Here is an 11,711-nt window from a genome sequence, read left to right on the forward strand (position 1 = left end):
CGACTATCGCGCGTAGCGCGGGGTTTTCGGTTTCCCGCCTAGAGTAGTCGACCGACAGTCGACTCTGCCCTCGAACAGTGGGATGCCGGCCAGCGGCCGGCACTACCCCGTGTCTTAGAACCTGTCAGCAAACGCATCCGTCGCGCGCACCAGTGCATCGACCGTCGCCGGCTCGTTCGCGCTATGTCCCGAGGTCACCATCTCCAGCCTGGCTTCCGGCCAGGCCTTGGCCAGGTCCCAGGCACTGCGCGGCGGGCAGATGATGTCGTAGCGGCCCTGCACGATCACGCCGGGCAGATGCCGGATGCGATCTATATCGCGCAACAGCTGGTTCGGTTCCAGGAAGATGCCGTTGCGGAAGTAGTGCGCTTCGATGCGGGCCTTGGCCAGAGTGTCCAGCGGGTCATCCGTGGAAACAGCATCCACGTCGTGCTGCAGGGTGGCGGCGTTGTCTTCCCAGCCCAGCCAGGCCTGCGCGGCTGCGATGCGGGTGGCCTCATCGGCGCTGTCCATGCGCGTCCAGTAGGCCGCAATCATGTCGCCACGCTCGGCTTCAGGAATATAGGCCTCATAGCGATCCCAACGCTCCGGGAAGATCCAGCGTGCACCGCCGTTGGTTTCCGCGAACCAGCGGTTCTCCATCTCGCGGCCAAGGAACACGCCACGCACGATCAGGCCGGTGGCACGCTCGGGATGTGCCTGCGCGTAGGCCAGCGACAGGGTCGAGCCCCAGGAACCGCCATAGACCAGCCAACGCTCGATGCCGAGGTGCTCGCGCACCTTCTCGATGTCGGCCACCAGATCCTGCGTGGTGTTGTCGCGCAGCTCGCCGAACGGTGTGGAGCGTCCGCTGCCGCGCTGGTCGATCAGCACGATGCGGTAGCGTGCCGGGTCGAAGAAGCGGCGATGGGTGGGCGAAATGCCCGCACCCGGTCCGCCATGCAGGTATACCACCGGAATCCCGTCGGGCGTGCCGCATTCCTCGATGTGCAGGGTGTGCAGATCGCTCACTGGCAGGGTGAACTCGCGGTAGGGCTCGATGGCGGGATACAGGGTGCGCATGGGGCGTGTCTCACAAGCAGGGGCGGCCAGCATACCCCCGCCCGTGGCACCCGGCAGCGTTGGTTGCCTGCCCGGTGATGGAAATGCGCTTGCCGATGCGCATAAGCTTCGATGATGCAAGCGACCCCGACACGGATGTTCACCTTCGACCCTGTCCTCAGCAGCGGCGCGCGCGAGCTGCTGAAGTGGATCGCGCTGCTGGCCATGACCGGCGACCATGGGGCCAAGGTGCTGTTCGGCGGCTATGTGCTGGTGGTCAGTGAACTGGGGCGCATCGCCTTTCCGCTGTTCGCAATTGTGATGGCCTGCAACCTGGCCCAGCCGGGGGCCGACCTGCGCAAGTCGATACGCCGGTTAACACTATGGGGGCTGATTGCGCAGCCATTGCATGCACTGGCGTTCGGTTCCTGGTTGCCGCTCAACATCCTGCTCACCTTTGCTTTTGCGGCAGTGGCCGTGCATGCGCTGGCGAACAATCGGCCGGTGCAGCTGTTGCTGGCCGCCGGCGTGTTGCCGATGTTCGTGGATTACCAGTGGGCCGGGGTTGGCAGCGTGCTGCTGGCCTGGATCGCGTTCCGGCACCGGGCGTGGTGGCTGTTGCTGGTTGGGCTTGCAGCGGTGTGCTGGGCCAACTACAACGGCTGGGCACTGCTGGCCATTCCGGTAGTGCTGCTGGCGGCGCGGGTGACCTGGCAACTGCCGCGCTGGCGGTGGGCGTTCTACGGGTACTACGTGGGGCATCTGGCGGTGCTGGCGGTGTTCGCGTGGATGTTCAGTTGAAGCAGCTGGACGGGCCATCGTTAGCAGGAATGAGCGCATGTGATTGCTGCGTTCGCGTTTGACAGCAATTGGAGGGGCGCTTATAAGTTTCAAGCGGCGTTAATGAGGATCGATTATGACGCCGTGTTCAGCAGTGTTCATCTCCCAACAAAATAAGGAAGTGAAGAATGAACAACGTACTTGCCCTGCAGTCGCTGGAAATCGAGTCGCTGGAAGCTGAAGCTGAGTGTGTGGTCTGCCTGTCCTGGTACAGCTCGGGACTGGGCATCGATGAAGGCTCCGACAAGGCGTAAGCCACTGGGAGCCGGCCGATCCTGACTGCCACGGGGCACGGGCTGTCGCGTTGGAGGCAGGGTTTCGCGGCGCAGGAGTTTCTGCACCGTCCACCCGGGTGGGCGGTGCAGTTTGACTGCGGACCACGCGTACGGAGTGTATGTAACCGTTGGACAAGGAGGTTGGCAGTGAGTGACGTGACCGCGCGCCTGTACACGCTGGTTGACAGTGTGCATTTCGAGTCCCCGGATCGTTACGCACCCAGCGACGAGTACGGGGCGGTTGTCCGCAGCTGCCTGCCGTCTGGATGGGGAGTGCAACCGCGGGGGTTCTGGACCTTCTGCCGACCCCCGCAGGATGTTGCCCTTCCGCATGGGTGGAAGATCCATCTTTCCTGCATTCCGGAGAATGCCGAACAGACGTTGGCCGTGATGACACCGGTCGTCGTTGAAGCCGGTGTTTCCTTCAAGTTCTGTTCGGATCCCTTCATGCTTGGACTCTCGCTCGGAAAGGGATGGTCGCGTTTCCAGGCTGGAAAGTTCATCACGATCTATCCGCGGGACCGGCAACAGTTCCAGGAACTTCTCGAGCGCCTGTACCAGGTGACGCAAGGTCTTTCCGGGCCTCATGTCCTTACCGATCGCGCATACCGTGACAGCACTGTCGTCTACTACCGGTACGGGGCCCACGCGGGTGTTTCGCGGCCCGATCCCTACGGCAGCCTGCAGCAGGGCTACCTGCTGGCCGACGGTACCTGGCACGAGGATGTACGTGGTGCCGGTTTCCGGCTGCCGCCCGGGGTCGACGATCCATGCGTTGCCGCTGCCGCAGCGCCGACGCCGGCAGGCCCCATCGTTCTCAATGGCCGCTACCAGGTCCATGGTGTACTGAAATTCAACGGCACCGGTGGCATCTATCGTGGGCGCGATACCACGACCGGGCAGAAGGTGGTCATCCGGGAGGTGCGCGGCTTCTCGGATGCGGATGGCGCCGAGCTGGTCAATGGCATGGTCAATGGCATCAAGCGCGAGGCCAGAATTCTGCAGAAGCTGTCGGCAACCGGCCTGGTGCCGGTGTTCGTGGAACTGTTCAAGGAATGGAACAACTGGTTCCTGGTGCAGGAACAACTGGATGCGATCTCGCTGTGGGACAGTGCGATGGCGTTCTACTTCGCGGAGGACGAACAACGTGCCTGCGACGGATTCGAGCGTATCCGCCGCAGAATCAGCCAGATCGCCGAGGCGTTGCAGGTGGTGCACGAGCATGGCGTGGTGCTGCGTGACCTGACCCGCAGCAACGTCATGTTCACCGCTGCCGGCGAGGTGAAGTTCATCGATCTGGAGTTCGCACACGAGATCGGCCACGACTCTCACTGGGCCAAGGGCTGGACACCCGGCTACGCGTCGCAGGAGCAGCTGCAGGCGCAGCGGCCGACCGTGCAGGAAGATCACCATGCATTGGGTGCGCTGATCTTCGACATGATCACCTTCTGTGCGTCCGGACTGGATCTGTCCCGTGACGCGCTGCTGGAGCACAAATTCAAGCAGGTGCTGGGCGATCTGGGTCTGCCGATGGATCTGCACGATATCGTGGTAGGACTGACGCATCAGGATCCCGGCCAGCGCTGGGACATTGGCCGTGCACTGCGGCACCTGCGTACGGCACCCTCTCCGCAGTCAGGCGTGTTGATGTTCCCGACACGGTCAGCGCTGCTCGCGGCACCGCCGGCCGCCGCGCAGACCGAAAGGCGGATTGCGGCTGTGCTTGAAGGCTACGAGCGCTACCTTTCATCCACCTGTGACCTTTCGCGCGCCGACCGGCTGTGGCCTGCAGGGCTGCAGATGTTCATGACCAATCCGGTATCGCTCCAGTTCGGAGCGACCGGTGTTGCGTTCTTCCTGCTGCGCCGCACCGGCACGCTGGCCCCAGGGGTGCTTGACTGGATCGAGAATGCAGCCACACCGCAGCGCTGCCCCTCGGGGCTGTATTCCGGTCGTGGTGGTGTCGCATTGCTGCTGATCTGCGCGGGCCGGCACGAGGCGGCGCATCGCCTGCTGGATGAGGTCAATGAGGATGCATCTGCGCTCCTGCTGCCCGGGCTGTACTTTGGTGCAGCCGGAGTGGGACTGTTGAACCTGCACGCCTGGCAGGGCCTGGGCGATCCGACCCATCTTGCCGTGGCCGCGCGGATCGGTGACACGCTGCTGGCGGCTGGGCAACGCGCCCCACAGGGCCGCTACTGGAAAGCCGGCGACCGCACGGGCCTGGGGCTGGGAGACGGCCAAAGCGGCATCGCGCTGTTCCTGACCTATCTCGGCAAGGTGACCGGGGACAGACGTTACCTGGCGGCCGCGGCCGAGGCGTTGGATTTCGATATCGCCCATGGTCTTCGCATTGCAGGCAGACTGGTCTGGCCGACGCATGTTGAAGGCGCCGCCGGCGCGCCGGCGAGCCCGCACACCCGCTTTGGCTCGGCAGGCGTCGGAATGGCATGCCTGCGCCATTACGTCGCCACAGGCACCGAGCGGTTCCGTGATGTTGCGCTGGACTGCGCACATTCCGTGCGCCCGCGGATCACCAACAAGATCTGGCAGGACAGCGGCAATGCCGGGTTCGGCGAGTACCTGCTGGATCTGGCCTGCTTGCTGCAGGACGAGCGCTTCAGCAATGCGGCGTACTACCAAGCCGAGGCGATCCTGCCGCACGCACTCGACTGTGAGGGCGGCGTCGCATTCGCTGGACCGGCGCACTACCGGATCTGCAATGACTACGGCATGGGCGGCTCGGGGATCGGCATCTTCCTGGACCGTCTGCTCAGCCGTCGCAGTCGCTTTCTCATGCTGGACGAGTTGCTGGGCGTTCGCGCCTGTTGAAGCGCCGGGTTCCAGCAGCTGGCCCGGCGTTCGCCGGGCCAGACTGTCATGGAGTCATCGTGAACCGTCAGAAATCCATCGTGGCCGACAACAGCACCGTCCTCGGTGCACCCAGCGCCAGGCTGGAAAGCAACGGCATACCCCAGTACGCCTTGTTGGTCACGTTGTTCACGCTGGCTCTCAGCGCAAGCGGTCGACCCGCTACGGTGGTGCTGTAGCGCGCACCCACATCAAACAACGTGCGCCCCGGCACCGACAGCCGGTTGTCTGCGCTGATGTACTGCTTCGACATCGCGGTGGCATTGCCGGTCAGGGTCAAACCCTCCAGCGCGGGCACATCCCATTCAACGCCCAGCTTCGCCTGGCGCTGTGCAACGGCGGTAGCGATGCGGCCTTCATTCACGCCACCGGCCGTGCGGGTCAGCTTCGGCTGCACGTAGGCCACGCCACCCAGCAGGCGCATGCCGTCCAGCGGTGAGCCGAAGAAGCCCCATTCCACGCCACGGTTCCGCTGTTCGCCACCGAACGAGAAGATATTCGTGACCGGGTCGGTGTAGCTGCTCGGGCGCTTGATCTCGTACACGCTGAAGGTGTGTGCGAAGCTGCCCAGGTCCAGCTTCAGGCCCAGCTCCTTCTGCTTGGTGCGGAACGGTGCGAACACATCGCCGGCGTTGGCGGCGGTCATCGGCGCGGTGGCGCCCTGGCTGAGGCCTTCGATGTAGTTGGTGTAGATCGAAAGCTTATCGGTGGCTTTCACCAGCAACGCGGCGGCAGGGGTGGTGGCGCTTTCGTCATAGCGCGAGGTGCGCGCACCGCTGGCCACGTTGAAGGTCTCGCTGACCACCTGCTGGCGACGCACGCCCAGCGTCAGTTGCACGCGGTCATTGGCGGAGGACAAGGTGTCGGCGAAGCCGATGCTGTCCAGCTGTAGCTCTGTGTGCGAGATATGCGGTGCCACGAACGGCGCGGCCGGGCCCCACACCGGGTCGTATAGGTTGGTGGTCCAGTCCCAGCCCGGCACGCTGCGGCGGCCGTAGTCGTTCTGGGTGTGCTGGTAGTGGGTCACGTTTGCGGCCCATTGGTGGCCGACGCTGCCGGTGCGGAAGCTGCCGCGCAGGCCAGCGTCACCAGACTGCTTCTTGATGTCGAACGCCAGCTGGCCGATCACGGTAGTGAAGTCGCCGGCCGGATTGAGGATCTGCGCGCTGATCGAACCGTTGTAGCGGTAGTCGGTCTTGCTGGTGCCGTAGGCCAGGTAGGCCATCAGGTGTTCGTTGATGTCCAGCTCGCCACGCAGCATCGCGCCCTTGTCCTGGCTGTCCACGTAGGCCCAATCCGGGTTGATCAGCGTGTCGCCACGCGGCGGCCGCGGAATTGCCACGCCCGGTGCCAGGCCGACACCACGGGCCGGGCCATCGACGCGGTCGTCGGCGCTGTACAGATCGGCCGACAGTCGCGCACGTTCGCTGCGCCAGTCCAGCGCCAGCGAACCCAACTGCACCTTCTTGCTCTGCTTGCCCACTGCACCGTCGCCATCACGGTAGGCACCGTTGAAGCGGATGCCGAACTGCTTGTCGGCACCCAGCCGGCGGCCCACATCGACGTGGGTGCCGAACTGCGCGTCGGAAGCGAAGTTGGCGCTGATCCGCAGCAACGGCTGCTCACCGGCACGCTTGGGTACCAGGTTGACGCTGCCACCAACCGAGCCGCCCGGCGGCATGCCGTTGAGCAGGGCGGACGGGCCCTTCAATACCTCGATGCGCTCGAACATTTCCGGCGAGGTGCGGTAGTACGGCGCCATGCCGCTGAGGCCGTTGAAGGTGGTGTCGCTGGTGTTGGAGGCAAAGCCACGGATCGCGTAGTTTTCGCTCCATGAACCGGTGACGCCGTTGCTGAACACCGTGGGGTCGGTGGCGGCGATGACGTCGGTGAGGTCCTTGGCTTGGCGGTCGCGGATGAAGGCTTCGGTGTAGCTGACGGTACTGAACGGCGTGTCCATGAAATCCTTGTCGCCGAGCAGGCCGACCCGCCCACCGGAGGCCACCTGTCCGCCGACATAGTCGCCGGTCACCCGGCGCTGTTCCTGCACCTGCACCGAGGGCAGGGTGGACGGCGTCGACTCGGCCAGCGCGGCGAATGAGGCCAGCAGGCCCAGTGCCAGGGCCGACACCCGGATGCCCAGCGCCTGCGTCTGGCCGCTACGCGCATTGGGGGTGCTCTGGTAGCGCCGGGCCATGCCCGGCGGGAGCATCACCGGGCGAGTCGGATCAGCAGCTGCGCGCTGCAGCGGGGAGGGAAGGTGGTACACGGTCATGCCAGATTCCTGTGAATCGCAGGTGCGAACGCGCCTGGCGCGCTGCCATCGGCAAGCACGGGGGAGGGCGCAGCGCAGGGTTGTCGGCTGGGTGGGGACCTGGCGGGAAGTGAGCCACGGGCTCGATTGCGGACGGCGGCGGGGTTGCGAACCACACGCATTCCGAATTAGTTGAGTAAGTTAAACTAAATTATATGAAGCGGACAAGAGGGTCCCTTTGCTGGCACCCTCGCTACGGTATGAGCATGCACCCTGAGATCCCGGCGCCGGCCCGTGGCCGCCCGCCCACCATCACCCCCGATCGGCTGGCCGACATCGGCATCAAGCTGGGCCTGCCGAACCTGACCATGGCCAATGTGGCCGCCGAGCTGGCGGTGACCCAGGCCGCGCTCTACAAGCGCGTGGCCAATCTGGAGGCCTTGAAACGGCTGGTGGCCGATACGGTGTTCCAGCGCTGGCAGATTCCGCGCGCCTCGGCCGATGCGCCGGGTGGGCTGCAGGCTTATCTGCTGGGGTTCGTGGAATCACTGTGCGAGGTGGTGAAAGCGCACCCGGGATTGCCGCCGTACCTGCTGCGCCGTTCGGTGGCGACCACGCCGATGCTGGAGAAGATCGCCTCGCACCAGGCGCATGTGGCCGAGGTGTTCGACCTGCCGCTGGACAAGGCACGCTGGCTGCTGGCCACGGTCGCGTTCTACTGCATTGCCGGTGCGGATACGGTCTACGGGCTGGTGGATGACGAGACCGAAGTGTTGACCGGCCGCCGCGTGCAGGACGAGGAAGTGATCACCGAGTTCAAGCAGGGCATGCGTGCGCTGGTGATCGGTTCGCTGGAGGTGTTGGAGCTTCGGTAGATCCACGCCATGCGTGGATGTCGTTGCACGGTTCGCCACGGCCCCATCCATGCATGGCGTGGATCTACAATGCGGCCATGCCTGCCACGCCCACCCTCGATGATCTGCGCCGCCACGCGGTGGCGCGCACGCTGTTCAAACCCACCTCGCTGCTGACCGCGATCCGTCGGCTGGGCTTCGTGCAGGCCGACCCGATCCGCGCGCCGGCACGCGCGCAGGACCTGACCCTGCGCCACCGGGTGAAGGACTACCGCGCCGGTGATCTGGAGCGGCGTTATGCGCGCCTGCCGGTGGAAGAGGATTGCCTGGTGAACTACGGCTTCCTGCCACGCGAACATCTGGCGTTGATGCACCCGCGCGTTTCCAAGCGTGCGTGGGATGCCGAGACCCAGCGCCGTGCGGCGGATGTGCTGGCCTTTGTTCGCGAGCGCGGCAGCGTGCATCCACGCGAGGTTGACCAAGCGTTCGCGCATGGGCGAGTGACCAACTACTGGGGCGGCACCAGCAATGCCAGCACGCACCTGCTGGATGGCATGCATTACCGTGGCCTGCTGCGCGTGGAGCGGCGCGACAGCGGCACCCGCATCTACGCCGTGGCCGACCACGTAGAAGCCGATGCCAGCGCGCAGGCGCAGATTGAACGCGCGGCCGCCTTGATCGACCTGGTGGTGCGCAAGTACGCGCCGCTGCCATCGGCCAGCCTGACCTACCTGGTACGCCTGCTGGGCTACGGCGCACCACATCTGGCCGAGCAGACCCGGCAGGCGTTGAAGCTGGCCAAGCAACAGCTGGCCAGCTGCACGCTGGACGGCACCACCTGGTACTGGCCTGCCGACGAGAATCCGCGCTCGCGCCGGCATGCGCCGGACGACCAGGTACGCCTGCTGGCCCCGTTCGACCCGGTGGTGTGGGACCGCCGTCGCTTCGAGCTGCTGTGGGACTGGGTCTACAAGTTCGAGGCGTATACGCCGGCGCCGAAGCGCCAATACGGCTACTACGCGTTGCCGATGCTGTGGCACGACCAGGTGGTGGGCTGGGCCAATCTCAGTGTGCGCGACGGTGAACTGGCGTCCAGCGTGGGCTACGCCGGCAAGTCACTGGCCCGCGACAAGGTGTTTCGTGGCGCGCTTGAAGACGAACTGCAGCGCATGGCCTCTTTTCTGTAGAGCCGAGCGGCGCATGGGTGCCTGTAGGTCCAGGTAGTCGCCAACCTTGGTTGGCGCTGGCTTCCATCGGTGCCCACCAAGGTGGGCAGCTACCAAAGCAGCGCCGCGCAGGCCCGGTAGTCGCCAACCTTGGTTGGCGCCGCTTTCACCGGTGCCCACAAAGGTGGGCAGCTACCGATCCCGCCGCCCTTGCGCCACCATCGCCACCACCACCACACCTGCGGCCACGCTGGTGTGCCCGGACAACGCGGCCAGACCAGAACCCACCCCCAGCCCGCGCATGGCGAACACCGCACTGAACACCAGCAGCGCCCAGCCGACCGCGCGCAGCTTCTCGGTCGCCTGCGCGCTCAACACACGCCGCAATACGTCCCGCTGATGGCGCTCCATCGCCAGTGCCAGGCAGGCGAACGCGGCCAGCGACAACGCAAACAGAATGACGTGGATCATGCGCTGGCCTCGGAAACCGCATTGCGTGAGGCTGCAGACGGCCGTGTGCGCTTCACCTTCGGTGCATGCCGCCAGGTGCGCCAGGCCAGCAGCGTGTGCAGGGCGGCCAATGTCAGCAGGGTCAGGTCGGTCCCGGCAAACGCCCAATCGCCTGCGGCCAGCGTGCGCCACAGCGGATGCGGTGTGGTCATAGCGGTCAGCACCGGCAGCAGTGCCAGCAGCAACGCCGCCAGCAGGAACTGTTCGATCCACGCTCGCTTGGGTGTACGCAGCGTGGCATGCACGAACATGCCCGCCCAGACCAGGAAGAACACATGCACCTCCCACGCTGCGCGCCCGTCCATGGCAGTCGGTAGCAGGCGGTTAGCCCACAGGTAGGCGGTCATCGCCACCGACAGGCCGGCGACGGTGGCGATGTTGAGCCGCTCGACCAGACGGAAGCCGAAGTAGGGTCGCTGCGGATCGGGCAGCTGCGCACGGCGCTTCACCGTCCACAGCACCAACCCAGTGCCGACCATGGCAGTGCCGGCCAGGCTGACGATGAAGTACAGCCAGCGCAGGGCGGCATCGGCGAAGCGGCCCAGGTGCAGGCCATACAGCACGCCCTGGGTATCGGCGGCGACGCCCGAGTGCTCCTTGACCTGCAGCAACTGCCCGCCGCTGCCGTCGAACAGCAGATAGTTCGGTGTTGTCGAAACACGGCTGGACTGCGCACGCACCACGGCCACGCGTGCGTTCTGGTCGCCGGGGTTCTGCACCTGCACGCTGCCCACCGATCCGGTTCCCCAGCGCTGCTCGGCCTGTTGCACCAGTGCGCCGACATCGGTGAGCGGGGCAGGCTGGCCCGCGGCCTTCTGCGGTGGCAGGAACAGGCGCATCTCGCTGACCACTTCGGCCTGCTGGCGCTTGTCCGGCAGTTTTGCCAGGCCCCACGGCATGTACAGCACCGCCAGCATCACCAGGCCGCTCCAGGTGATCATGAAGTGGAACGGCAGGCCGAGTACCGACAGCGCCGCGTGTCCATCCAGCCAAGAGCGCTGGCCCTTGCCCCAGCGGAAAGTGAAGAAGTCGGCGAAGATCTTCTTGTGGGTGATTACGCCGCTGACGATGGCGACCAGCATGAACATCGCGCACAGGCCGACGATCCAGCGGCCCCACATCGCCGGCATGTAGTGCAGGTTGAAGTGGAAGGCATAGAAGAAGTCGCCGCCGCCGGTGTCACGTGCCTGCAGCGGTGCACCGGTGCTGGCGTCGAACAGGCCCGAGTCGAAGCCATGCCGGCCACGCCCGCCCGGGCTGGCCCACATCGCCGACACCCACGGCATGCGCGTGCTCGGCAGGCTGAGGTTGATCTGGCTGGCCGCAGGCGTGTCGGCCATGATCGCCGTGACGGTACGCTGCGCAACCACAGCGGCGTCCGGCAACACGGACGGTGTGGCGATTTCCGGGCGGGTGTAGCGCGAGAGCTCGTCGCGGAAGTAGCTGGCGGTGCCGGTGAGGAACATCGCGTACAGGATCCATCCGGCCAGCAGCCCCACCCAGATATGCAGGTCGGACATGGTCTGGCGGATGCCGCGTGGCTTCGGAGTGCGATCGACCTTGCTCATGCACCACCTCCGTTGCCGACCGTCTGTGCGATCAACCACAGGGGCAACGCGGCGATGAGCAGGCCCAGCCATGCGCGCCAGGCCGAACGCACCGCGAACACCCAGACCACGGCGCCGGCGTACAGCAGGAAGCTGGCCAGCATGCCGGTGAACACGGCCTGGCGGCCATCGATGGGCAGCGCCAGTGCGGCGATGCTGCACAGCGCGGCCAGCACATAGCCGCCGAACAGCGCGGCGAGGATGCGTGAGACCAGCGGCAGCCAGGCCAGCACGGCGGTGGTACGGGAAACGCTCACATCAGTTCTCCGGGGCGCCACGCGCGATGGCGTAGC

General features: G+C 65.6%; 10 protein-coding genes. 5 read left to right on the top strand and 5 right to left on the bottom strand.

What is annotated here, in order from left to right; all coding sequences use genetic code 11:
* Positions 1 to 114 precede the first annotated feature (114 nt).
* Positions 115 to 1,062, bottom strand: coding sequence for a prolyl aminopeptidase (gene pip / locus AC0Z6F_RS08160; protein ID WP_012511182.1), 948 nt, complete (start codon positions 1,060 to 1,062; stop codon positions 115 to 117).
* A 114-nt stretch (positions 1,063 to 1,176) separates the two neighbouring features.
* Between pip and AC0Z6F_RS08165 the strand changes: the two genes are divergently transcribed.
* From AC0Z6F_RS08165 to AC0Z6F_RS08175, 3 genes are all read left to right on the top strand, one after another.
* Positions 1,177 to 1,842: a TraX family protein gene (locus AC0Z6F_RS08165; RefSeq protein WP_041864657.1), complete on the top strand. Its 666-nt coding sequence runs from the start codon at positions 1,177 to 1,179 to the stop codon at positions 1,840 to 1,842.
* Positions 1,843 to 2,009: 167 nt separating this feature from the next.
* The gene (locus AC0Z6F_RS08170) at positions 2,010 to 2,135 is read left to right on the top strand and encodes a hypothetical protein (protein ID WP_012511180.1); all 126 of its coding nucleotides are present in this window, start codon (positions 2,010 to 2,012) and stop codon (positions 2,133 to 2,135) included.
* Positions 2,136 to 2,303: 168 nt separating this feature from the next.
* The gene (locus AC0Z6F_RS08175; protein ID WP_012511179.1) at positions 2,304 to 4,988 is read left to right on the top strand and encodes a class III lanthionine synthetase LanKC N-terminal domain-containing protein; all 2,685 of its coding nucleotides are present in this window, start codon (positions 2,304 to 2,306) and stop codon (positions 4,986 to 4,988) included.
* 67 nt (positions 4,989 to 5,055) lie between these two features.
* Here AC0Z6F_RS08175 and AC0Z6F_RS08180 read toward each other — a convergent pair whose 3' ends face one another.
* Positions 5,056 to 7,302, bottom strand: a complete 2,247-nt coding sequence (locus AC0Z6F_RS08180) for a TonB-dependent receptor (protein WP_041864525.1) — start codon at positions 7,300 to 7,302, stop codon at positions 5,056 to 5,058.
* A gap of 239 nt (positions 7,303 to 7,541) precedes the next feature.
* Here AC0Z6F_RS08180 and AC0Z6F_RS08185 point away from each other — a divergent pair, with 239 nt between their 5' ends.
* Both AC0Z6F_RS08185 and AC0Z6F_RS08190 read left to right on the top strand, forming a co-directional pair.
* Positions 7,542 to 8,156, top strand: a complete 615-nt coding sequence (locus tag AC0Z6F_RS08185) for a TetR/AcrR family transcriptional regulator (RefSeq protein ID WP_012511177.1) — start codon at positions 7,542 to 7,544, stop codon at positions 8,154 to 8,156.
* Between the two features lie 53 nt (positions 8,157 to 8,209).
* Positions 8,210 to 9,322 (top strand): DNA glycosylase AlkZ-like family protein, encoded by a 1,113-nt coding sequence (locus tag AC0Z6F_RS08190; protein ID WP_012511176.1) that lies wholly within the window; start codon positions 8,210 to 8,212, stop codon positions 9,320 to 9,322.
* A gap of 171 nt (positions 9,323 to 9,493) precedes the next feature.
* Here the strand turns inward: AC0Z6F_RS08190 and AC0Z6F_RS08195 are convergent, their stop codons facing one another.
* From AC0Z6F_RS08195 to AC0Z6F_RS08205, 3 genes are read right to left on the bottom strand one after another with little or no spacing between them, the layout of a single operon-like run.
* Positions 9,494 to 9,772: a DUF3325 family protein gene (locus AC0Z6F_RS08195; protein ID WP_012511175.1), complete on the bottom strand. Its 279-nt coding sequence runs from the start codon at positions 9,770 to 9,772 to the stop codon at positions 9,494 to 9,496.
* Positions 9,769 to 11,379 carry a PepSY-associated TM helix domain-containing protein gene (locus AC0Z6F_RS08200; RefSeq protein WP_012511174.1) on the bottom strand — a complete coding sequence of 537 codons (1,611 nt, stop codon included), beginning with the start codon at positions 11,377 to 11,379 and terminating at the stop codon, positions 9,769 to 9,771. The genes AC0Z6F_RS08195 and AC0Z6F_RS08200 overlap by 4 nt, the downstream gene beginning before the upstream one ends.
* Positions 11,376 to 11,675, bottom strand: coding sequence for a DUF3649 domain-containing protein (locus AC0Z6F_RS08205; RefSeq protein WP_012511173.1), 300 nt, complete (start codon positions 11,673 to 11,675; stop codon positions 11,376 to 11,378). The genes AC0Z6F_RS08200 and AC0Z6F_RS08205 overlap by 4 nt, the downstream gene beginning before the upstream one ends.
* Positions 11,676 to 11,711 lie beyond the last annotated feature (36 nt).

The organism is Stenotrophomonas sp. 1L-E-5-B-C3, from assembly GCF_057292075.1.